The 25,140-nt window shown below is 37.2% G+C and carries 18 protein-coding genes and 1 pseudogene; 10 read left to right on the top strand and 9 right to left on the bottom strand.

Annotation, left to right across the window (positions count from 1 at the left end; translation table 11 throughout):
- The first annotated feature begins 28 nt into the window (after positions 1 to 28).
- Entirely contained in the window at positions 29 to 412 is a 384-nt protein-coding gene (locus tag AC06G9_RS21810; protein WP_480957239.1) for an ISL3 family transposase, read from the top strand.
- A 324-nt stretch (positions 413 to 736) separates the two neighbouring features.
- Here AC06G9_RS21810 and AC06G9_RS21805 read toward each other — a convergent pair whose 3' ends face one another.
- From AC06G9_RS21805 to AC06G9_RS21780, 6 genes are all read right to left on the bottom strand, one after another.
- Positions 737 to 3,247, bottom strand: coding sequence for a glycoside hydrolase family 31 protein (locus AC06G9_RS21805; RefSeq protein ID WP_480957238.1), 2,511 nt, complete (start codon positions 3,245 to 3,247; stop codon positions 737 to 739).
- On the bottom strand, positions 3,247 to 5,004 hold the full coding sequence (locus AC06G9_RS21800) for an endo-dextranase (protein ID WP_480957237.1): 1,758 nt from the start codon (positions 5,002 to 5,004) through the stop codon (positions 3,247 to 3,249). The genes AC06G9_RS21805 and AC06G9_RS21800 overlap by 1 nt, the downstream gene beginning before the upstream one ends.
- Positions 5,005 to 5,012: 8 nt before the next feature.
- Positions 5,013 to 6,473: a SusE domain-containing protein gene (locus tag AC06G9_RS21795; protein ID WP_480957236.1), complete on the bottom strand. Its 1,461-nt coding sequence runs from the start codon at positions 6,471 to 6,473 to the stop codon at positions 5,013 to 5,015.
- Between the two features lie 99 nt (positions 6,474 to 6,572).
- A complete protein-coding gene (locus AC06G9_RS21790) occupies positions 6,573 to 8,060 on the bottom strand; it encodes a RagB/SusD family nutrient uptake outer membrane protein (protein WP_480957235.1) in 1,488 nt (495 codons plus the stop codon).
- A gap of 18 nt (positions 8,061 to 8,078) precedes the next feature.
- The gene (locus AC06G9_RS21785) at positions 8,079 to 11,072 is read right to left on the bottom strand and encodes a SusC/RagA family TonB-linked outer membrane protein (protein ID WP_480957234.1); all 2,994 of its coding nucleotides are present in this window, start codon (positions 11,070 to 11,072) and stop codon (positions 8,079 to 8,081) included.
- 210 nt (positions 11,073 to 11,282) lie between these two features.
- Entirely contained in the window at positions 11,283 to 12,956 is a 1,674-nt protein-coding gene (locus AC06G9_RS21780) for a DUF6377 domain-containing protein (RefSeq protein WP_480957233.1), read from the bottom strand.
- A gap of 1,029 nt (positions 12,957 to 13,985) precedes the next feature.
- On the opposite strand from AC06G9_RS21780, the gene AC06G9_RS21775 reads away from it, so the two are divergent.
- Together AC06G9_RS21775 and AC06G9_RS21770 are read left to right on the top strand one after the other, a co-directional pair.
- Complete coding sequence (locus tag AC06G9_RS21775; RefSeq protein ID WP_480957232.1) at positions 13,986 to 14,306, top strand: transposase; 321 nt, start codon at positions 13,986 to 13,988, stop codon at positions 14,304 to 14,306.
- Positions 14,307 to 14,661: 355 nt separating this feature from the next.
- Complete coding sequence (locus tag AC06G9_RS21770) at positions 14,662 to 15,207, top strand: hypothetical protein (RefSeq protein ID WP_480957231.1); 546 nt, start codon at positions 14,662 to 14,664, stop codon at positions 15,205 to 15,207.
- 82 nt (positions 15,208 to 15,289) lie between these two features.
- Here AC06G9_RS21770 and AC06G9_RS21765 read toward each other — a convergent pair whose 3' ends face one another.
- The 3 genes from AC06G9_RS21765 to AC06G9_RS21755 all read right to left on the bottom strand — a co-directional run bounded on the left by AC06G9_RS21765 (position 15,290) and on the right by AC06G9_RS21755 (position 17,885).
- Positions 15,290 to 15,418 carry a transposase gene (locus tag AC06G9_RS21765; RefSeq protein WP_480957230.1) on the bottom strand — a complete coding sequence of 43 codons (129 nt, stop codon included), beginning with the start codon at positions 15,416 to 15,418 and terminating at the stop codon, positions 15,290 to 15,292.
- Positions 15,419 to 16,459: 1,041 nt separating this feature from the next.
- Positions 16,460 to 17,335, bottom strand: a complete 876-nt coding sequence (locus AC06G9_RS21760; RefSeq protein WP_480957229.1) for an AraC family transcriptional regulator — start codon at positions 17,333 to 17,335, stop codon at positions 16,460 to 16,462.
- A complete protein-coding gene (locus AC06G9_RS21755) occupies positions 17,313 to 17,885 on the bottom strand; it encodes an FUSC family protein (protein WP_480957228.1) in 573 nt (190 codons plus the stop codon). The genes AC06G9_RS21760 and AC06G9_RS21755 overlap by 23 nt, the downstream gene beginning before the upstream one ends.
- A gap of 117 nt (positions 17,886 to 18,002) precedes the next feature.
- Here AC06G9_RS21755 and AC06G9_RS21750 point away from each other — a divergent pair, with 117 nt between their 5' ends.
- From AC06G9_RS21750 to AC06G9_RS21720, 7 genes and pseudogenes are all read left to right on the top strand, one after another.
- On the top strand, positions 18,003 to 18,917 hold the full coding sequence (locus AC06G9_RS21750) for an AEC family transporter (protein WP_480957227.1): 915 nt from the start codon (positions 18,003 to 18,005) through the stop codon (positions 18,915 to 18,917).
- A 121-nt stretch (positions 18,918 to 19,038) separates the two neighbouring features.
- Positions 19,039 to 19,818, top strand: a complete 780-nt coding sequence (locus tag AC06G9_RS21745; protein ID WP_480957226.1) for an SDR family NAD(P)-dependent oxidoreductase — start codon at positions 19,039 to 19,041, stop codon at positions 19,816 to 19,818.
- Between the two features lie 39 nt (positions 19,819 to 19,857).
- On the top strand, positions 19,858 to 20,331 hold the full coding sequence (locus tag AC06G9_RS21740) for a Dps family protein (RefSeq protein ID WP_480957225.1): 474 nt from the start codon (positions 19,858 to 19,860) through the stop codon (positions 20,329 to 20,331).
- Positions 20,332 to 20,392: 61 nt separating this feature from the next.
- The gene (locus AC06G9_RS21735; RefSeq protein WP_480957224.1) at positions 20,393 to 20,707 is read left to right on the top strand and encodes a hypothetical protein; all 315 of its coding nucleotides are present in this window, start codon (positions 20,393 to 20,395) and stop codon (positions 20,705 to 20,707) included.
- Positions 20,682 to 21,046 (top strand): annotated as a pseudogene (locus AC06G9_RS21730) (glycoside hydrolase family protein); the annotation flags it as partial. The gene AC06G9_RS21735 and the pseudogene AC06G9_RS21730, both read left to right, overlap by 26 nt.
- 123 nt (positions 21,047 to 21,169) lie before the next feature.
- A complete protein-coding gene (locus AC06G9_RS21725) occupies positions 21,170 to 21,592 on the top strand; it encodes a glycoside hydrolase family 32 C-terminal domain-containing protein (protein ID WP_480958203.1) in 423 nt (140 codons plus the stop codon).
- A gap of 600 nt (positions 21,593 to 22,192) precedes the next feature.
- On the top strand, positions 22,193 to 25,135 hold the full coding sequence (locus tag AC06G9_RS21720; protein WP_480957223.1) for a SusC/RagA family TonB-linked outer membrane protein: 2,943 nt from the start codon (positions 22,193 to 22,195) through the stop codon (positions 25,133 to 25,135).
- The last annotated feature ends 5 nt before the right edge of the window (positions 25,136 to 25,140 follow it).

Genomic DNA, 25,140 nt, shown 5'->3' with positions numbered 1-25,140 from the left:
AATTCAAAACTAAAAGGAATGACACCTCTTGTTCAAGCATCCCAGCCGATGGTCAGAAAGCCAGAAAAACCGGACTGAATTGCTGTTCATGCGGTTTCCCAAACTAAAGCTGGCTTATGACCTTGGAATTGCCCTGGGGGACATATTCAATAAATGCAGGGACAAAAAGATAGCATTTACCAAGCTGGGACTGTGGCATAATCAGGTTGAGAATGCGGGCATCGCCTCTTTTGAGAGCGTAGCAAGATCCATTGCGGCACATCATCAATATATCCTACACTACTTCGACAACAGAAGCACTAATGCTTCAGCAGAATCTTTCAATGCAAAGCTCAAAGCTTTCAGGAGCGTCTTCCGTGGCGTTAGGGACACAACATTCTTCCTGTACAGAGTGATGAAATTGTATGCTTAAAAATCTTTACCCCCCAAACTTTCGGTATGATCCCTTAAAAACTTTACCCCCCAAACTTTCGGTATGATCCCGAATAATTGAATGAATCAGGATGCTGTAAAAAACAAAAAGCCTGCAAACGTTTAATTTGCAGGCTTTTGTATGTTTTGACTTCAAGATGTGTAGCCCGTAGGGGAATCGAACCCCACCTACATCAATCTATTTATCAGTAACTTACTACCTCCCCATTTCTCTACTCACCGAATAACTCATTATTTTGACATACGTTTTAGCTGCAAGTGCTATCTTACTAAGATACAAAATTATTGTGATGTAAGGATAAAATTATTGAATATTGACCTTGAGATTACTTCTGTTATCGATTGTTTTGACCAGACATACTTGCTGGTCGGCATCCCACATCCAAACCGCATCGCCATATTTTGAAGCCAACAGATCATTCACTGAAAATCCTTTTACTTCTTTACAGATCTCATCTCCTATCGAGACTTGAGCAGGTTTAGTTTCCAAATGATAATAGACATATAACCCTCTACCTTTTGTGGGGCTATATCCTTGATCCAAAACCGAAATTTCTGTTTCCAATCCTGTCGTGGTAGTTGTACAAACAAATATCGTTGTCGAAAAAATATCTTTTTTATAGTTCAAGCTCTCTCCATCATCTTCATATAAGGTAAAACTCGCTTTTTCATCTTCATAATTAGGAAAAATATGAACCATTATTGGATAGCTTACGTCTTCATGAATATACTGCATGACAGGCATCATCGGTACGATCGACCCTTTCTTGACAAATATTGGAATGGTACTTAAAGGAGCACGATAAGTGACGAATTGTCCACCTAAATATATTGTTTTTTTGTCGTTAAAATCATACCATTCGCCATCTGGCAAATAAAGTTTTTTAACGCGCTCTCCTTTTTTCAAAACAGGAGCAACTAATAATTTCTCTCCAAACATAAATTGATCATCAATTTTACTGGCCTGTACATCCTGTGGATATTCCATAAATAATCCGCGCATAATTGGGATCCCTATATCGTGAGCAATTCGACCATAAGAATACAAATACGGGAAAAGCTGATATTTCAGTTCAATCGCTGCTTTCGCATTTTTCTCGGCGGCTTCACCGAACAGCCAAGGCTCTACCGCATTATCACCTTCATGGTGCGCACGGCTCAAGGGATTAAATATGCCAAACTGCATCCAGCGAGTATATAACTCGGACATAGCCGGATAGTCCGTAATATCGCCACAATACCCTGAAATATCTGTTGTCCAAAACGGTATTCCACCCAAGCCCGCAGAGATCCCTACTTGAACTTGATTTGCCAATTGTCCCCATCCTTCGCGTACATCTGCTCCATTGCCGCTATCTCCAGACCAACCAAAACTATAGCGTTGCAGACCTGCATAGGCTGCTCTGGTCATTTGAAAAACTCGTTTGTTGGGATTTCGTTTTTCAAATTGCTCTTTCACGACCTTATCCCATGTGTGACCATATACATTATGAATTTCATCGTGCATACCCGCATGGTGCTTCATATAAAGACGATCTACATCTTCTTCATTACTCCAAGCTGGTTCCCCCATATCTGTCCAAAATCCATGTGCTCCATCTGAAATGGGTTTTTGCTGCAATTGCCCCCACCAGTCTGCCACAGCTGGTATTGTAAAATCAACAACACCACAATTTCCTCCCCAGGGCCAAGGCATATCGTATGCCTTACCCGTACGGCTATCCTGCACGAAAAAATGTTTTTCATTGGCTTGTTCCCACTGTTTCTTATTTGCTTGCGCAATCACTGGATCTTGGGATAAGATCATCTTAAAGCCGTCACTTCTCAACTTTTGCAACATCGACTTCGGATCTTTATAATTTCCTTTTCGCCACTCAAAATCCTGCAGATTTTGAGTCCACCCAATGTCTTGATAAATGATATCCAAGGGAATTTTTCTTTGACGAAATTGCGCAGCAATTTCCAATGCCTGATCCTCTTTGGTATACATCCCGCGACTTTGTGCAAAACCAAAAGCCCACTTTGGAGGCATAATTGGTTTTCCCGTCAACCCAATATATTGGCTTTGAATTTCCTTATAATCCTTACCAAAAATAAAATAATATATAAATGCACCATTTGGAGCTTCAAAAGAATAAGATTCTGTTGATTCTGTACCAAATTTAAACTCAGTTTTATATGTATTATCCAAGAAAATACCATAGTTATAATTACTCATAAAAAAGGGTATACTTTTATACAATGGGTCTTCTTGGGTACTATAGCACGGCTTATCACTATTCCACATTTTATAAGAACGCCCACGTCTATTGAGAGGCCCTGTTTTTTCACCAAGACCATAAAACTGCTCATCACTACGCATTGATTTATTAGCAATTATATGGTTGCCCCGATGGATATAACCTTGATCTTTATAATCACTAAAAATGAGCTTCTGCCATTTGTCATAAATAAGAAGCTGCATCGGACTCTTATTCAGTCGTATGCGCAATTTAGAGGTATAAATCTCAAAACTAGCTGGTTCATCGTTTACATGGATTGTCCCTACATCTTCTAAATGTTCTTCAAAAACTGCAAAAGAAGGATTGCTCCTTTGCAGCTTCCCTGTCGGATCAAACCAAACCCTTACAACCGAGTGACTATTAAACTGTAACTGTAGTTTTGCTCCCGCATCGCAGTTAAATGTAACGATATCGTGTGCTATCGTATAACTATTGCATCCTTTACCTGATTGTTTTTCTTGTGCAAATGTACTATGTAAAACTCCGAAGCTCCATAGTAATATCTGTAAAATTATTTTTATATTTTTCTGCATTATTCATAGTCTAAGACAACCATATCCCAGTATTTAAGACTAGGCAATGTGATGGTCAATTCATTTCCATTTTGATTCAAAGGCAATTCAATAGCGGCTCCGACATTTATATCTGGCGAAGCCATCCATACTCTTTTTACGGTTTTAGAAACTGGAATATGAATAATAAAATCTCTCAATACATTCGGTTCTTTTTGTGTACCATTTGTATCGCGCCATTCCATGGTCGTAGCATCTTTGAAATTGACAAAATGAATCACATCTCTATTGGCCAATTTTCGCCCGTAAGTACTGATTCGTCCTTGTACAGCACTTCCATTTATAATCGAAAAGTCCGCATGCTCCCCCTTCACTTCATATTGAAAAGCTTGTCCAGCATCACGAAGCAGATTTTGATACCCAACCATAAAATCATAATATGTAATAAGCTTATCTTTCAATGTTCCTTTTAACTGTAGATTGTTATTAGGAAAATATTCATTCGTCAGATAATGCTCCCCAATCTCTAAATGTGCACCTCCATTAGCAAAAATCACCGCATTGGTCAATAAGATACCTGGTTCATTGACAAATCCAACTTGATTTGATCGCCCATAATTCATATAAGCTGCTAATACGCTATTTTTTTTATAGTTGCTGTAACGGTAATTATCCCGAATGATCCCCACTAATTGATCGAAAGAATTAAAAGGATCCCAGACCTCAGTATAAAGAAAATCAACTCCTGTTTTGGAAATGCTATTTTCCTGCCCATAATTAGTCACCGCATTCATGACGTGAAATTTTTTAGGAAATGCCGCAATTGAAGCCTCGATAAAAGAAGAATAAGATTGATCGAGTTTGACTTCATGTCCATTATAATCATATACTTTTCCTCGGTCTCCCAATTGATCAATATGAAATCCATCGAAATTGAACACATCATATACGTCCTTATGCCGATTATTTAAGTAGTGCTGCCAGCTGACATTTGCCGGATTGGTCAGGTATATGCTACTGCGAAAAGGAAGACCCAGTGGATGCATGTCTTTTTCCTGATGTTTTTGATCCTTAAAAATATACCACTCTTCGCTGACACCATCACTAAATGCATGGTCCAATGCTCCAAAAAGCAAATTGTAAAACATCGCTTTCATTCCCTTATCGTGAATCGCCTTGATGTAACCATCAACAGTAGATTTATAATTAATACGTCCGATCAAGTCCGGCCAACTTGCTGCCGGATTTTGTGGCGTTCCAGCCAGTGGCTTTTGATGATCGTATTTCCAATCATAAAACTGAACACCGTTGATATGAAAGCGACTCAGGTTTTCAATGTTTTGTTCAATCGCATCTGGCGACATTTTATCATATTTGGAAACAAAACCATATCTTGGAAATTTGGTCCATTTTGATGAAACATCAACAGCAATGCTATAAAGTGGGATTTTTTCCGCATCATCACTTTTATAAACATACACCAAATAGCCCTTAAAATCATCTGAAGGTGGTGTCCAGACCCAACTTGTGTTGGACAAACTTTCTTCGTTTAGCACTTTACCCAAATGACTGTAACACACCATCAGGTTTTTTGTCGTCTTATCTTCTAAAGTAAACTTTACCTGATCTCCAGGCTTATACACAGACATATCTGTTTTTAAAGCTGATTTGAAGTATGTATTTCCATAAGTAATCGGATCCCGTTGTACATCATCATTATCTTTACAGCCTGCTATAATGCTCGTACATATCAATAAATAGCCAATTATCTTTTTCATATTTTTATTTATTGTTTTTCTATAACTATTGTTTCTTTCAACTGATCCAATGTGATGACATAGTTACCCGCTGATTTGATCTTCCATTTATTATCTGGATTAGAACCAGGGTTGCTAAACAAGACTTGCTCGACTTGCCCCGTTGGTTCAAGACCATTTTGGGTAGGTAAAAACCAAGCACCATTCCAATCGGATTGTTTATCGCAACTCAGTTTAAATTCTCCTTCTTTAAGTGGTCCCTCCCAGGTAAATAGATATGCGGTATTACCTTTCATCATAGCAGTTGCACTACCTATATTCCAACCACTTGACACCGCGTCTCCTACCAAATACATATTTTCAAAGGGTTTAAAGGGTGCAATATCCATCGTATTGGTACGTAGATCAAGCCTAATTTTGTATATTCCCGTGTTTATTTTCCATTTATTGTCCTGCTGATTTTCATTCTCAGACCATTTCAAGACTTTCTGATTCATGCCAATACCTTGATTATTATTTTCAGGACGTAAGAAGACTACATCCTTGTTAAAATCAGGAAGAGTTGCAATTTTAAATTCATCAGTCGAATTACTGGAATTCAAAACAGCATGGTAACGAAAGACAAAAGGATCGTTGGCATCTCTAATCATAGGCTGAAATGACCATCCAGAGAAACCTCCCACAAACCACAGATCACTGTACGCTGCCTCATCTGTTGCCAAAATATCAATCGTTAAAGTAATCAAGTTGACCTTGATCTGATAAACTCCCGTTTTGCTGATCCGGAAAGGTTCATCAAAAGTATCTTCAGAAGAAGCTCGGAAATAAAGCTTTTTATCATCTAATCGATTGTAAGAAGGCGCAAAATTCTTTAAGGTGGTGATAAACTTAAATTCGCCAGGATTCATAACCCCTTGCCAAACAAATGTCCCCGGACTACCCTGCACGACGTTTAATTTGGTCGCATGATCCGCATCCCAACCATTTGGCGTAGCACTTCCAATAAGATACAACGTGTTTGTAATGGCTTTATATGTCTTTACTTTTACATAAATGATCTCCGATACCTGAGGTGCAACTCCTTCTCCTGCTACTTGCGCAGAGACACGGGCGACCAATTCAGCTTCATCACCAGGACTGACGCCAAGTGTCTGTAGAACAAGCGTATTCAATTCCGCTGTACGGTAATTGACCGAGGTGTTACCTTTATCTAATTTTTCAACTATTTTTTTTTCAAAATTACTTCCTTTCAAAGCCAATTCAAACGTATAATGAATCGCGTCATTTGAGCCATAATTCGACCCTGGTGTCCAGTTAAACCTAACAGCATCATTTTGAGCGGTGGCCACACTTAGAATAATATTTGATTCACTTGTACGCAACACCAAGGCACTATCTGGATATTGAAGTTGTTCCAAATCATCTTTACATGATGAAAATATCAGCGGTAGTATGAAACAAAAACTGATGATTTGATAAATCTTTTTCATGATCATATTTTTTATCTTTTGTAAGCTTTCAGTAGGTATTCACGTCATAATCTGTTACAAAACCCTGCGATAGCATCAATTTAGTATCTTTAATAGAAATTAATAACCTATATTTTGAGTCAATTTGCGATTGGCGTCTATTTCTACCTGTGGAATTGGTAGCAACAAGTGCTTTCTTGAAGCATTGACCTTTCCTATACTATGCAAGAAATCCAATGCATAGTCTCCGTTATCCCAACGAATTAAATCAAACCAGCGATGCCCTTCAAAAGCCAATTCGATACGTCGTTCATGACGGATTTTTTCGCGCATTTCTTCCTGAGAAAGACTTGTAAGATCATTTTTGTTATTCAATCCTGCACGTTGTCTGACCATATACAGCGGTTCGATTGCTTGCACAGTATTGCCCAACTCATTCAAAGCTTCTGCTTTCATCAATAAAACATCAGCATAACGCATAGCAATTATACTAGCTGAATTGGTATTATAATCAGGTGATACCGATAAGGGAACCAAAAACTTACGGACATTATATCCCGTAGATGACATATTCGATTTGTAAGATTTACCATCAAAAAGTGGCCCTCCCTCGTAGAGAATTGTTTTATCTTTGCGCAGATCTCCTTTTTCATACTGACTCACAAATTCTGCTGTCGGTTGGTTCCAGCCATATCCACCGCCTACCCATCCCGAATTGCGAGGCCCCATGTAGGTGCTCAACCAATTGGCTTGATTTTCATCATCCCAAAATCCAGCTTTAGTCAGACCCAAATATTGGATCTCAAAAAGAGACTCTGCAGTATTCTTATTTCGAGCAGCACCTCCAAAACAATCACTATAATCAGCATTAAGAACATACCCAAGTTTTGCCACACGGTTGCACATCGATACCGTGAGCTCGTATTGTCCTAGTGTCAAGTAGACCTTAGCTAGAAGTCCCGTTGCAGCTCCTTTACTCGCTCGGCCTTTATCCTGATCTGCGTACTCTTCCCGGCGTGGCAGTAAAGCGATTGCTTCTTGCAGATCAGGAATAATTACCTCATTGTAGATTGTACGAGTAGCTATACGTGACTGGTTCAAGTCGTCATCAGGCTTGGTAGGAATCAAACTTAGCGGCACATCACCAAAAAGTTGAACTAGTAAAAAATAATAATTTGCTCTTAAAAATTTAGCTTCTCCAATCAACCGCTTCTTGAGTCCATCATCGATAGTCATATTGGGTACATTTTCTAAAACAGTATTGCAGTATAAAATACCCGGATTAGGACCTCTCCACAAATCAACTGCAGTAAAATTATCTGCTCCAGTAGAAAAATTAGCTAATTGAATTGTTTCAATACCATCATCGCCACCTCCAGCTCCTACAACACTATTTCCCGCCATAATATCTAAGCTCCATAAGCGCATATTGTATAACTTTGGACGCTGCATCGGTTGATAAGCAGCATTGACCATTGCTATGGCAGAAGCCGCATCTTTTACCGATTCAGCACTTGGATCTTCAATAGGTTCTTTGTCTAAAAAATTAGAACAGGATCCAAATAGTAGAGATACGAACATACAGGTTGTATAAAAAATATTTTTCATAATAATTTTTTTCATGATTTAAAATCTGAGATCAATACCTAAACTCATATTCCTCGTTAATGGATAACTGCTGTTATCAACTCCCCCAATGACTTCTGGATCAAAACCAGTATACTTCGTCCAAGTCAACAGATTCTGTCCCGAGAAATAGAATCTTAAAGCTCCCAACCCCGTACGTTTGAGTAAATGAGCAGGTAGCATATAGCCTAAGGTCACATTTTTAAGACGCAAATACTTTCCTTCTTCGATAAACCGATTTGAATGGCGCGTATTTTTATTGGGATCACTATATATTGCCCGAGGCATAGCATCACTCGTTCCCTCCTCAGTCCAACGATCCAATACTTTTATCGTTTGGTTACGGATAGTGTACATTCCTTCCAATGTTACCCGATTGGCATTATATAACTGATTCCCAGCGATACCTTGTAAAAATACCTCCAAATCAAAATTGTGATAGGAAAGTCGATTTCCCAGCGCAAATGACCAACTCGGTGTCGGGTTTCCTAAATACGTCCGATCATAATCATTGACGACACCATCTTTATTCAGGTCCAAAAACTTTATATCTCCTGGAGCTGTACTATTCGTAGGATCTGCTCCTTGAAACTGGTAGGCATAGCGATTTACCTCTTCCCAATTTTGGAAAATACCATTGGTCTTCCATCCATAAAATGCACCAACAGGTTGTCCGGCTGTATGTGATTGATATCCAAAATAAATAGGTACATCATCATGCAATTTGACAATCTTATTCTTATTGTATGAAATATTAAAATCTGAACTCCACAGAAGCGCTCCTTGTAGATTTTTGGATTTAATCGACAACTCACAACCTCTGTTATCCACTTCACCAGCATTGATCATTGGGGTGTAGATATCCGAATACCCAGTTGTAATCGGTACAACCATACTCACCAACATATCTGAAGTCTTTTTTATGTAAGTATCCCATGTAATATTAATTCGATTTCGTAGTAAGCTTGCATCGAAGCCAATATTGCTTTGCTTGATCGTTTCCCAACGGATATTTTGATTTGGCATGACCAAGGGATATAGCGTTGGTACCGGAATACCATTGAATACATACTGTGATGTTTTGAGTCGTGCTGCGGCGGCATAGGTATCCAATACTGCTTGATTTCCCGTCACACCATAACCAGCACGAATTTTCAAATCACTCCAGAAATCATTTTTGTTGAAAAAATTTTCTTCCGAAATACGCCAAGCGGCAGAAAATGATGGAAATGTACCCCATCGATTGGCACTAGCTATACGGGAAGTGCCATCACGACGAACAGTTGCCGTGATGAGATACCTATCTTGATACACATAGTTGACACGTCCGAAAAAAGATAACAAAGCCCATTCATTGCGACTGCCCCCAATTATCGGATCCAATAAACCATTATTAAGTTGATTGTTATTGTCCGATAAAAACTCTTTTTTGCTACCACTTATATAATTAAATTCATTGTTTTGAGCACTCGATCCGATCATCACATTAAGATCGTGGCCACCTTGAAACTTATTGGCATAAGTCAACGTATTGTCCCATAGATAAGTTAAGCTTTTATTAAAACTTTCACCCCGGTATGAGCTCGGAACTGCAATCGGTTTCCACTCATATTTAGGTGAAAAGTTGACGTTATCCCACGTCTTATAATCCAATCCGACAATCGTTTTAAAAGTGAAATTATCTAAGAAAGATGCTTCTCCATAAATATTTCCCAATAAATTATACCCTTTTGTCGTATTTTGCTCCAAGAGAGCTGTTCCTATCGGATTACGGAGATCTCCATAAAAAATAGCCTCGCTACCAGGACCAGAAAAATGGCCATCTTCATTATAAATAGGCTGCGTAGGTAGAGAGGCCAACGTATTGAGTACACTGAAAGATCCATTTTTCTTCACATCATGACTGAGAGTCAGATTATTTCCAAGTTTCAACCACGATCGCTGTTTCGTCTCATTGTTAAACTGCAACGTATATCTTTTATAAGATGTATTGATGACAATCCCCTCCTGATTGAGCATACCTCCGGATACATAATATGTATTTTTTTCACCGCCTCCTGAATAAGCGACTGAATAATTAGACAGACGATCCCGACGCAATAACTCATCTGTCCAGTCTGTACCAACATTCCACAGCGTAGGATCAGCAAAATCGGGACGCTGCATTTGATTGTTGTTAATCATCATTTCGTTGTGCAATGATGCAAATTGACGAGCATTTAACATTTTTGAAACACGAGTAGCCTGCTGTACGGCAAAATTTGCAGTAGCTGTAATCGCTCCTTTGTTTTTATCTCCTTTTTTTGTAGAGATTATCACCACACCATTAGCACCACGCGAACCATAAATTGCTGTAGCTGAAGCATCTTTAAGAATATCAATTGATTCGACATCATTTGGATTTAAAGCATTTAATGCCAAATCAGTAGGTATACCATCAATGACTAGTAATGGCGCACTGTTATTGATCGATCCCAATCCCCTGATTTGAATCAAGACATTGCTCCCTGGAGCCCCCGTATTTACGATCTGTACACCAGAGGCACGGCCTTGAAGTGCTTCCCCAATATTACTGACAGGTCTGTCTCTCATCGCCTCAGCACCTACCGAAGACGATGCTCCTGTCAGATCTCTTTTACGAATAGTCCCATACCCAACCACGACGATCTCATCCAGACGTGCGTCCCCATTAATCAATACGATTTGATATTCCGAGGAATTATCGATCGTTATTTCTTGTGTCAGATGACCCATATTAGAAATGATCAATACCGCAGCAGGAGATACCTGCAAGTTAAATCGGCCCTTTGAATCTGTACTTACTCCTTGATTACTACCTTTAATAATGACAGAAGCCCCTGCGATAGCTTGTCCGCTCACATCACGGACAAAACCTGAAATGCTTTTTTGCTGCGCAAACACATACAAGTTGACCAATAGCAACAGTATGGTAAACACAGGATACGACAAGCGCAAATACCTGTTTTGTTTCATAATAAAAAAATTGCTTTTACTTATTTTAAGTTTATAATTGTTTCCACAAAAAAGCATAATGATCATGCTATTTTGGGATTAAAACAAAAGTAATAAGAGGAGAGATGGAAAAAAACAGGACAACTGTTAAATATAGATCAAAAAAACACATTAATATCTATATATCAATGTGTTAAAAATAAAATAGCAGTATAAAAATATAGATTGTAATTAGCAAATCTTATTGATTCGGCCTATTTTCATGACCATATTATCAAATTCTTCACGCGGCACAGCTGCTTTGCTGCGTATTTTTGTACGGTAAGTATAGATCGTATTGGTCGAATAATGTAGAAAATTTGCGATTTTAGAGCTATCAGTAATACCCAGTCGGATCAATGCAAAAATACGAAGTTCTGTATTGAGGACTTCATTGGGTTTTATGACTAAACGTTCTTCTACCATCAACAAGGAATTAAAATCATCCACAAAATTGGGGTACAACTGGAGAAAGATATAGTCAAACGTCTTATAGAGTTCTTTGATTTCTTGATCAATCATGTTTCTAGATTTCAATATCTTCAATAATTCGTCCATTTTCTTTGCCATCACCATCTTTTTCAGGCTCAGTTGAAACCGTTCTAACTTATTGATATACATCGAGCACAAATCCAAAAACTGTCCAATATAAGTTTCTTTGATCTGATTGGCTTCTATCAATTTGATGTTGATGGACGAAATCTCATCATTCGTTTCAGCCAACTTTTGATTGGATTTTTGAAGAGCATCATTCAGCTTCTGCAATTCTTCGTTGATCACAAATACCTCACGTCTTACACGAGCTATTTTTCTCATCTGCATATACATATAAACCAAGGCCCAGATCAAAAATACAGACAGCAGGCAGACAACAGTTAGAAAAGTTGTCAGTACAGCTTTGCGTTTTGTTTCATTATCTTGATATGCAGAATCAATAATGGGAAATATTTTAGAGATTTCGTAGGTTCTAAATTGGGCATTGCAAAATATGGCATCTTCCATGGAAGATTTAATACATTTATAAGCTTCGGATATTTGATCGACATCAAAAAGTAAAGAGGCCAAAGCCTGCATCGAAGCATTCTCTTTGATCGCATTTTTGATATCGCAAATAGCAGATATCATATAATAGTGTTTCTGCATAGGTATATTGCCCTCTTTACGATAGACATTAGCTAGGCTGTAAGCTAATATGGCGCGTTCATGATCTTCAGATTTAGATTGTAAAAACATATCCAGCAAAATAGACTTGGTCTCCTTCAAACGGTTTTCATCATATAATTTTTCCGCATAAACAATTCTAAAATGGTTGCTTTTAGGATCAAGCTCAGCGATTAATGAATCGCGATAGGCATTGCTTTTTTGAAGATAGGTATTTGCATTGGGGTTATTAAAAGCATAAAATTTAAAAAAACTCTTCCAAGTATCATAATATTTGATCAACAACTCGTGTGGTAATTTATTCTTTTCAATCTCGAGCAATAATTGCTGCGAGTCAACATACATACCTGCTGTCAGATACAAAGATGCAAGATCGAGTTTACTCTCGTTTATCCAATAGAAATTTTTATTTTGATAGCTAAGATACAAATTTTTTGTAGCATAGAAGATTGCCAAATCAGATTTATATGTCGCATATGCCCGATAAAGTTGTTTTTGAATTTCATACTTTGCGACATCTGCTAAGGCTTTGTTCTCAAATGATTTTCTAAGCCCCAGAAGATAGCGCTCTTTCTTCTCCATATATTCAGCCTTCCCATCGATTAATATCAAAAGATCCTCTAATTCCGTTTCTTTTTGAATAGGCTGTGCAAAGAGTTGCACCCCTAGCACAAACATGAAAACAATAAAAATTGTTCTATTCATTCTATTTATCGCTTTATTAAAATAACATTCCCTTAAAGACTAATATAACAAACTTATCTATATTTAATGAGCTTTTTAGATAAGAAATAAATATTAAAGAATTTTAAATTTTCAACTATTCGAACAATAAATAGGTAAGAAAGAAAAAGCAATATTCACGGATACCTAGCTTTTGACAATAGTCATAAATATATTTATTATATTCTGGTTATTTTAATACTTACATAGGTTACAAAGCTTATTATTGTATGTAAGTTCGACCCGACAATCATTTAACATTACAAATACTTTGCGTTTTACTATTATATATGCGTGGCTTATTCCGAAGTATCCTTGTCCGCAGGAATATCATATTCATACAAAAATAACAAGATATGATCTCTGTTTTTAAGTGCACTTTTTCGAAATGTCAGCACAAGAGGATACGCAAGATTTATGACTTTCAAACAGAGCTTGCTGAGTAGTACTCCGATTGCAGGTCATTCTCCAATAGGATTATTGTTTTGATTGTAGTTTTTTTTTGAGCGCAAAAGCTCGTATAAAGCATTAGATATCTTGCGATCCCATAGGCAATCGTATTTTCGCTTGAAGTAGTTAAGCTCCCTGAGTAAGTGAGCTACACACAAACTGATGCCTTTGGACAATTGCTGTGAGATGACTGCATAGTTTACTGGAAAAAAAGTTTCCTAAAATCTTGGTAGCCAACGAAGTAGCACAAGTATCAAATTCCCTTTCGATAAGTTTAAAAAATTTAGTATTTCCCATAATAACAATTTATATCCATACAAAAAAACTGATTTTTTATCGTGCTAATCCTAAAGAAATTGATAAAAGTTATAACGTTAAATATTTATTATTAATTAATAAAAATAACATAAGGAAATAAGACAAATCATGGAAATTTGGCTTATAGCTGAGACTGTCTACTTATAAATAAAGAGTTACCTCCATGTTGATATTTTGAGAGTGTGGAGTTGTTACCTTTGAGTAGACAGCAAGTTAAGGGAATTTGATGACTTAACAAAAATTATGTCACAAGAAAGAAAATCATACCCGAAAAAGTTCAAGATCATGAGCATCGAACTGAGTAATACCCGAACAGATTTGAGTGCACTCGCCAAAGAACTAGATATCAGCCCTACATTGTTGTACCGCTGGCGGAAAGAATTTTCGAGTAAACAAAGCAGTAGCTTTCCTGGGAATGGTAAAGTTATTCTCAGCGCAACTGAACAAGAACTGGCTTTATTGAAGAAAGAACTGCGAGAAACGCAGATGGAGCGCGACATTTTAAAATTGTTGTACAGCGACCCCAGCTGTGGAATTGCCAATACAACCAAATTAATGGACTAAATTTCTTAAATTGTCTTGACTTTTAACGAACCCCTGGCCTTAAATGGTATTTAATAAGTCCTTCTTAAAATCTGGATCGGATACTGTATGTCCATCGTTATTTTGGGTATTTGATGAATAAAATGGTGATCTTGAAAGAGAATCCCGTACAGAAAACTTTTAACTATCAAAGGAAGATATTAAAGAATTTGGAATCTACACTAAAGATCACGAAGAACTCATTACGTATTTCTATGAATAGGGAATCATAACCATCTCGATAGAAAGTACTGGTAGCTATTGGCAAATATTATTTTCATCTCTTCAGGCCGCAGGATTTGAAGTCCTACTAATATCTGGAAGATAAACAAAGAATGTGAAAGCCCGTAAAACCGATGTGCTGGACTGTATATGGATACAGAAACTCCATTCGCTAGGCTTATTGTCTGGTAGTTTACTTTTAAGCGATACCTTTCAACAATTGTGTACCTACTACTATCACCGTTACCATTTGGTGGAGCAATCGGCACGCTATACCAGCAAGATGCAAAAAGCCATGCATTTGATGAATGTCAGGCTAGATGTTGCGATAAATGATATTACTGGCCAGTCGGGAACGGCTGTAATTGAGGCGATTATTGTAGGTGTGTGCGCCCGTGAACAGCTTGCGGCTTTGGTAAGTAGCCGTGTAAAAAGATCTCATCAAGAAATCATGGATTCCCTTCATGGTTGGCGTAGAGATGAATTACTGTTTGAACTTCAAGCTTGTCTGGAGTTCTACAAACTATATGAACATAAGATTAAAGAGTGTGACAAGGTAATTCAAGAGCTTCTTATTAAATTTTCACCTATGAAGGAAATTACCCCGACTAAGCAGGCAAACTTGAAAGCAAATAAGGAAAGACGAGATAAGCATTTATAAATTTTACGACCGACTCCGAATGTCTTTTTTCTTCAAGCTGGCGTAATTATCGAAGTTTGGAAATACCTAGACCGCCGTATTTCTACTTCCAATTATAGTCTGTCGCCTCGCTGCTACTTATCTTACGACAGACTTCCTCCGCCCGAATACTAGTCTCGGATTGTTTGATCGGAAAGGTGATTTGAGCTTCGATAAATTTCGACCTTTTCATCGTTTTTCCTCCTATTAAAATTAGTAATTCAAATCCGAATTCTCTACTTTTAAATACTCTAGTTTTGGGAGGAGGTCAAAGTGTTTTTGCAGATTCAGGATGGAAAGAGGAAACACTGTTGAAATTGGCGAACATCTACCGGTTTATACGGAAGAATTTTGAAGGGGCAAGAAGCGTTTCCAGATCTTTCAAGGAATAGCCGCAGAGATAACTTTCATTAAGGTACTGCATTGTTTTAACCGTAAAAAACGTTGTCGCTTACCAGGAATATATATGCGATATCATATGTATTGACAATAAACGTTTTCATGGTAGTGGTGATCGTTAATATTTCCCTGTAAGTCGCCTCCAAAATAGACTCAGCGACGATCTGTAGTGAAGATGGATCTGGAAGATTTTTTGATTGATTTTTTGTATCAACAACAGTTCTAACTGGTTTTTTAATGATAAGAAAATGATATAGTCCGAAATAGTATAGATTTATAATCAGAAGTACTAAAGGATAATCCTTCCCAGATAAACCGTCTTGAAAATATTGATTTGTTAAATTGTCAAAAAAAGTACGACCAATAGAAAAATAACGAATGCGGGAACTGTGATCCCTAAGAGGAACTGCCAGATAAAATGCAAAAAAGCCTGTTCAACCCAACTGTACAGCCGATCCAATCTCATTGTGACAAAGTATATATAAGTTGTAATGAGAAGAATCATGATTAATCCTACTGTGAAGCTACACAGGTAATACCTGATGCGACCACCTCTAAAAAGTGTTCCGGTTCATCAAAAGTAGTCATTATGTGTGCTGTTGCAATGCTATGAACGATAAGTATTGCGAGATCGTTATAATTTACCCCTTTGTCAGCTTTCACATGTGTTGTAGCTTTTTTTATCATACTATATTCAGGTTTATTGGGAATAATACAAATTCTTGATATTTAAACGAAAAAATGTTAAAATTGTTGAGTGGTAAATCTTAAATTTCATAAATATGGTAAAGGACCTTTGATTATGGCTGGCATTGAGAACAAGAATCTGTATCGATTATGTTCTGCTTTCGGTCGTGTGCAAATAAGTAATATCCTTTTTCAATATTGAATAGATGGATGGGCTCATTCCTAAATTATTCTTATAAAAGTGAGAGAAATGACTTTCATCATTAAATCCGAATTCATCAGCAATCTGTTTTAATGTAAATTGACCTGACTCCAATCTCTTGTTGATCAGCATTATCCGATATTGATTGAGGTAATCCCGAAAAGTCATATCAAAATTCCTTTTAAAATACGCACTAAAATAACTGATAGCAATATTAAAATGAGAAGCGATGCATTTTATCTTTATTTTATCAGGATAGTAGATATTATGGTGAATATAGGAAACCAACTGCTCCTTTTCAGGCAGATGGTCATTTCCGTTAAGTGCCATTGCATGCATCGTTTCTATGATCATACCAAAAATTGAAAATATCTGATGAAAAACTATGGGGGAAATAGCAATATTATGCAAAGTATCGTACAGTAATATATTGTCTATAGTCTGCCGTAATATTTTACGAATTTCAGGGGCAAACTCCAATTTTACTTCTTTCAGAATTCTGTTGTTCATAACACTTTCAGGATTGTTGCTCATATAGTCCTGAAATTTCCAGTGCTCTTTACTGCTGAAATAGTCATCCGTAAACTTAATACAAATCACACGGGTTCTTTTCTGCATAATAAAGTTATGCTCATCTTGTGGTGAAATAACAAATAAATCTCCAGAAACATAAGGAAATTGATTTTGGTTTATCTGATGTACTCCCTTTCCTTCATAAATGTACACAAGTTCAAAGTAGTTTTGACCATGGACTGCCAGATGAAAATCTGCTTCCTCAAAATCTAATATTTCCAGAGAATTAAACTGCTTGAATTTTGTCATGGTTATTTCTTAAAAATTCTAATGACATACAGAGTTTCTTTTTTTTTATCCGCTCGATTATTATGGTAGCTACCAGAGATAACATACCGCCGGCAACAGATTCCAAAAACCGCATTAATCCCGATTGCCAAACAATATCAAAGGTTTGACCATGTGTACTCAGGCCAACAATAATTACCGTTATGCACCCTATTTTTAAGGCTCCTGCCCATTTAAAAATTGAAATAAATATGCAGGTACAGAACAGTGAAAAGCCAACTGATAAAATTAGATTGTTAGTAAAATAAATAATAAAAGTGGTCAATAAAGCACCTATAAATGTACCTAGGAGTCTGTCTCTAATCAAGCTTTTGGCATTTTTTGGGAAATCGTCAAATACGACGATTGCAGACACCGCGCACCATATACCGCTCAGGTAATCATCTGAAAGCTGCAACAATGTATTGATCCAAAGACCAAAAAAATATGAAATGAGAATTACAATTGTCAGTAAAGAAGCCTTGACCACAATATCTGCATCAGGACGATCTTTAAAGATTTCGAGTTTCATTACTAATTTGTGTTCTGGTCAGCATAACACAAATATACAAATTTTTATATTTTTTATACAAATAAATACCTAGTGCTTTAAAATAATTTTGATTCGGAAAATAACTTATTGAAAGTAATGGTCAATTTTATAATGATTGCCTTTTGTATATCTGCAGGAATGATATTCCGCAAGGCAAAACTGATAGCTCAAGATGCGCACAAAGGAATCAACACATGGATTCTGTATTTGGCACTGCCTGCGGTTTCATTTAAATACATCCCTAAGATTGAATGGAGTACCCAGATGTTGTTCCCTGCACTTTCTCCGGTTATTATATGGGCAGGAAGCTGGCTGTTCATCGAACTGTATTCGCGATACAAACAATATGGACAGCGCTCACGCAGTACACTGGAACTTGCTAGTGGATACAGTAATACATCATTTATCGGATTTCCCTTAATCATGGCATATTTTGGTGAACAGGATTTGAGCATTGCAATCATCTGTGACCAGGTGACGTTTGTCCTTTTGTCTACAATTGGGATAGTCTGTGCCATAAAAGGAAACCGTTCTGATAAAGAAGGTATCAAAACATCTATATTAATCAAAAGATTATTTACATTTCCACCGTTTATTGGCTGTTTGAGTGCTCTTATTTTATCCAATCTGACAGATTTAAGCATTGCAGAACCTTTCTTTGATAAACTAGCGGCAACTGTAGGACCACTTGCCCTGTTTTCCGTGGGATTACAGCTCAAATTCAACGGATGGAAACAGGAAATATCACAAATTTCAATGACCGTACTTTACAAATTAATGACTGCTCCAGCATTGGTATTGATCGCAGCTTTAATTTTTGGCATAAGAGGCGATATTGCCCGTATAAGTATTTTTGAAGCTGCAATGCCTACATTGATCACTTCCAGCATTATTGCTGAGCAGTTTAGACTCAACTCCCGATTGATTAACCTGATTATCGGCATTAGTATTCTTGTAGGTTTCCTTACCACTGCATTTTGGAATAGCTTGATACAATTTTTAATCATCTGATTTACTAAAAAAAATTAAATCTTTTTTACATGATTTTATCAGAATAATACAAATATCTTCTTACCGGATTGGAGTAAATTTGTTATACGAGATCAGATTTCTAACAAATAAAAATGAAAATATGAACACGTTTAATAACAAAACAGTATTTATAACCGGTGCGGGTGGTGGAATAGGAAAAGCGATCGCCCTGACCTTTGCGAAGAATGGTGCAAATATAGCTTTAGCTGATGTGAAAAAAGAATTCGTAGAAAAAGTCGCGGAAGAAATTAGATCTATTGGAGGAAAAGTCCTAGCTTTAACTGTAGATGTAACAGATTATGTTTCAGTAAAAAATGCAGTAAACGACACGGTGAATACATTTGGGAGTTTGGACGTAGCAGTAAATAATGCAGGTGTAGTAGGTGTCGGAAGTATAGAAGAAATCGATGAAGCGGAATGGGATAGGGTACTTTCAGTGAATGCAAAAGGAGTATTTATTTGTACCAAAGCAATTTTGGAGGTGATGAAACCACAGAAAAGTGGAGCTATTATCAATACTGCTTCCATTGCCGGGAAAATGGGAATGGCTCATTTATCCCATTATGTCGCTTCAAAATTTGCTGTGATCGGTTTCACAAACAGCATCGCAAAAGAGGTGGCCGAAACCGGGATTACAGTCAATGCTATTTGCCCGGGTATAATTGGGACTGGAATGTGGCGTGGTGAAGGTGGTATTGCTGACCGATGGAAACAGCTCGGAGAAACGGAAGCTCAATCCTGGGAACGCAACAAAAAGACATTGATACCGCAGGGCGTAGATCAAAGTGCGGGCGACATCGCCGAAGCTGTGCTGTTCATAGCTTCCGCTCCCCATATAACAGGACAGGCTATTGCCGTTGACGGTGGTATGACCATGTAATAAAACAAGCTTATTTTCTAATTTATAAATTATCAAAAAATGGAAACCCAGATCGGAATTAAAAATGAAAACAGACAGGCTGTTGCCGAAATACTGTCTAAATTATTGGCTGATGAATTTGTAGTGTATACCAAAACGAGAAATGCACACTGGAACGTAGAAGGTCCAGATTTTCACTCCATGCATCTTTTCTTTGAAAGCCAATACCAGCAATTGGCGGATCTAATGGACGGCGTTGCAGAACGTATCCGTACCGTAGGACATTATGCTCCTGCAACGCTGAAAGAATTTTTAGAGCTTACACATCTTAGCGAATACAGTGAACGTAAAAATGACAGTGCTGGCTTTATTAAAGACCTTTTAGCAGATCACGATGCTATCGTAGAGTTTATCAGGGGCAGTATTAATACTATTGATGAAAAATACAAAGATGCTGGTACCAGTGATTATATAACTGGATTTATTGAAGTGCATGAAAAAATGGCCTGGATGCTCAGAGCACATTTAAAATAGCAATTTGCACTGTCCAACATTTTAGTAAATTTCTTAAAAATGCAATCTGAATATCTTTAGATTGCATTTTTTATACCGCATTATTTTAGACAAAATCAATGCAGGATATGAAAAAGAAAAAATAATTCAATGTTATCCCATTTTTACCCATCACAACCATCAAGAGGAGGATAAGAAAACAGGATTACATGAATATCAGAGTCTGACCTATAGTGTCCACCAAGGTAAGAGCTGGGAGAATTATCGGGGTAATCCCGTGTTGCCTAATCCAGGGATCTTGGATTTCAGGGACCCAAAGTTGATGTGGCATATAGATGTACAAGCATGGATCATGACCTTGACAACGACGCATTGTATCACATTTTTTTTTATCTAAAAATCTCAAAGAATGGAAGCTGGATAGTGAATTTGGAAAAACAATTGGCACGCATGGTGGTGTCTGGGAATGTCCAGATCTGTTTCCAATGGATTATAATGGTGTGACAAAATGGGTGCTGTTGGTTAGCATCAATCCCGGAGGATCTAATGGTGGTTCTGCCACGCAGTATTTTGTGGGTGATTTTGATGGTAAGCATTTTACGACCGCTGATACTCAGGTGAAATGGTTAGACTGGGGGCGGATAATTATGCAGGAGTCACTTGGAATAATGTGAAAGATCGTCATTTATTTATCGGCTGGATGAGCAACTGGCAATACGCAAATGAGGTGCCTACATCCACATGGCGGTCTTCGACAACTATACCGCGGGAATTGCTGTTGACACAGGTGGATGATCGCTATTATGTAGCGAGCAAACCCGCAAAGGAGATTACAGATGCTTTTCAAGTGTCGAAACAGATGGCTTCCAAAAGAGGAAAAGAAGTCTTGATGAGCAGTAGTCTTCCTGCAGGATTTCATTTGGATATCCATAAAATGAAAACCCAAGATTTTAAGATTGTTTTATATAATAAGGAGGGCAATGAATTGGTTATCGGCTACAATCAGGTTAAAGAACAGTTTTTTATTAACCGAAGCGAATCTGGGAATATTGCTTTCAGTCACGATTTTCAAAAAAAACATATTGCTCCTCGAATATCAAAAGAAAGAAAAATCGATATGAGCTTGTTTTTTGATGTGACTTCTGTGGAGTTTTTTGCAGATCAGGGGCTATCGGTGATGACGGATATCTTTTTTCCAGATAGTCCGATGACGCATTTAAAAATTGTAGGCAATGCTCCGTTGGACTATCAAGATATCATCTTATCTACCTATAAAAAATAATATAGGCATTTGCGGTGCTCATCCCCATAGATGATGGTGCTATATACAACAAAGGGATCCTATAGGATCCCCTTGTTGTATATGTTGATTTATATATCTCGTTGAAGTCTTCTAAAATGAAAAACTAACTATTGGATTATTTGATCGTTGATAATTACTTTTATTCTGGGTCATTTATGTGGTGCTTTTATGCAAGTATGTTTGTATGGTTTACTTATTAATTATCTTATACTTTTTAAAATAATTTTCTATTAAATCCTTGTAAAGTATAAGAGTCATGGTATTTATATTTTTGTTTTAGTCTTATATTGATCAATTTTTGACCTAAAAAACGGCATTCATTTTCATATTTTCACCCCTTATTTTTATTGCTATTGATCTCATTTTTAGCACTTTGTTTGCTTTTTGTATTCATATTTTGCTTTCGTAGCCTTTTTCCTCCCACTTGATTTTTCTAGATTTGAAACTGTAACCAATGCTTCTTTTTAGCATCTGCTAACAAGCAAAAAAGGGATAATTTAATAAATTCAAAAAAACCGATTTATGAGGATCATCTATTTCAGACCATGCTCGAGTATAAGGTATTTTCTAACCTTATTGATGTCGATAATGGTCATGTTAGGAGCACAGGCTCAAGTAAAAAACATTCAAGGAAAAGTCTTTGATACCACAAGAAAACCGATGGTAGGAGTTTCTATTTCCTTAATAGGAAAAGGGAAATCCGCTAAAACAAATATGGAGGGAAGATTCTCATTATCGGATGTTCATATTGGAGATAAAATACGAATAAGCTTTTTGGGCTATAAAATAATTGAAAGAAGTATAGATAGTACTACAGTCTATAATCTGACCCTTGAAACGAATGAAGAACGACTTGCCGATGTGGTGGTCGTTGGATATGGAACTTTGGATAAAAAGGAAATTACTAGTGCTATCACGCATGTGAGTGGAAAAGATCTGAATATATTTGGAGGAAATGGTGTACTGAGCTCTCTTTCCGGCAAAGTTGCAGGTTTAAGTGTTGTCAATACGGCACAGTCAGACCCGAATGCCTCAGCAAATCTACAATTGCGTGGTGTGTCTTCTCGAAATGCAGGACTTGGTCCATTATACGTGGTCAATGGCGTACCTGGTGGTAATGTAGACAACCTTAACCAGAATGATATTGAATCGATCGATATATTGAAAGGGGGAGCGGCCTCAGCTATTTATGGAACTCGGGGAAGTAATGGTGTGATCATCATCACGACAAAAAAAGGATCTTCTGATCCCTATGCATTTTATGATGGATATGCAAGTTTTGATATCCCAAATAACCGCATCCCTGTTCTCAATGCCGAAGATTTTGTAAAATACAACAGGGGGACAGATTTTGGTGCTAAAACAGACTGGTTTAAAGCCGTATCAAGGGATTATGCATTCAACCAAAAGAATACACTTCAGTTTGCTGGTGGAAATAGTAAAACAAACTATCTAGTTACGATTGATTTGCGAAATGCAAAAGGACTTGATCTCAGATCAGATAAAAAAGAATACGGTGCTCGACTAAATCTTTCGCACACAGCAGCGAGCAATTTATATACTGCGACAATAACGCTCGCTCCTCGTGTGCTGAAGTCCAATAATTCAAGCTATAATGCTTTTAATCAAAGTTTGACACTCAATCCGACTTTGCCAATCGTTGATGCGAGCAATCCAAATCGATTTAATTATATCAATACCGGATTTTCAGGATCCTACAACCCTGTGGAGGAACTCAAAACCGTACAGAGCGGCACGGAGGGTAAATATCTGGATTGGAATGCAGCTTTCAAGCTTAATATCTTAGATAACTTATTCACACAAGTAACTCTAGCGCAACAATCTAATGATTTTTTTGATTTTCATTTTACTCCGTCCTATAACACAGGTGCGATAAATGGTAATAATGGTCGAAATTCTGCAGGAAGAGATTATAAAAAAAATGACCAGTATGTATTTGAGTGGACGACAAATTATAAGCAAAATTTTGATAGTCATAATTTAAATCTCTTAGGCGGATATGCTTATAATTATTTTGTTGCCTCTGGAATGAATGCCGGTAATCAAAACTTTCCTTCGGATGTGCTGACTTATAATAATTTGGGCTCTGGACAATATAATATTCCGATCCCTACTAATCCGCAACCTGGTGACTATACATTTAGATCAGTCGGTTCATATAAAAATGATTCGAAACTTATTGCTTTTTTCGGTAGGCTCAATTATGATTTTGGAAAAAAATATTATGCTTCTGCCAGTCTACGGTATGAAGGTTCTTCCAAGTTTGGAAATCAAAACAAATGGGGATACTTTCCTGCATTATCTGTTGGATGGAGAATAATACAGGAAAAATTTATTCCTCAAGTGCCTTGGATAAATGAATTGAAACTTCGTGCTGATTATGGAGAAACTGGGAATCAGGATTTCGGAAGCTATCTATCTCTTGATACGTATCAAGGCTATGGTTATTTCGCATTTAATGGTACATCTTATCAAGTATGGGGTCCCAGCCAAAATACCAATTATGATTTGAGATGGGAAAAAGCACGAAATTTTAATATCGGTGCTGATTTCGAGTTATTCGAAAGAAAATTATCGGGAAGCATAAACTACTACATTAGAACAAATAGAGATCTTTTAGGATCGTATGATGTACCCGTTCCACCGTTTGTGTTGACAACAACTTTTGCGAATGTCGGTACGATGAAGAATTCAGGTTTTGAATTGCAGCTAACGAGTAAGCTTGTATCGAAAAATGATTTCAACTATTCGATAAGTTTTGCGGGCGCGACAAACAGCAATAAATTTGTCTCTTTTTCAAATAACGTTTACAAAGGACAAAACTTTCAGTTCGTATCCTATATGCCTTCTCCAGGTTCACCAGGTCCAGCACAACGATTGGAAGAAGGCAGGAGAATCGGAAGCTTTTATATGTACCAATCTGCTGGTGTAGATGCCACTGGTCGATTGATGGTCTATGATAAAGATAACAATATGATACCCGGAAATACGGCGAAAGAGGATGACAAACGGTTTGTCGGAAATGGATTACCCTTGTTGACCGCTAGTTTAGGTCATAATTTTACCTATAAAAATCTTGATCTATCGGTATTTTTGAGAGGAGCTTTTAAATATGATATCTTTAATACTACTGCTTTTTATTTGGGAACTCCTGTGACGCAATCTGGCGCTAATATATTGAGATCGGCTTATGGTAATGGAAAATATGCGACATTGATCAATCCCGAAACTTACTCGACACTCTCGGATTATTTCTTGGAAAAAGGAGATTTCGTGAAGATCGATAATATCACAGTAGGTTATAATATCAAATCACCAATTAAACAGATCAGCTCCATCCGCATATATGGTGTAGCTAGAAATTTATACACTTTTACCAAGTTTACTGGTGGTGACCCTGAGGCCATATCTGTCAATGGATTGACTCCAGGTATCAATACCTCATTGTCCTATTACCCATCCACAGCACAATTTCTTGCTGGATTACAGGTCAGATTTTAATAACT

The sequence above is a fragment of the Sphingobacterium sp. MAE genome, from assembly GCF_056711605.1.
This window is presented reverse-complemented; position numbering and strand designations above follow the sequence as displayed.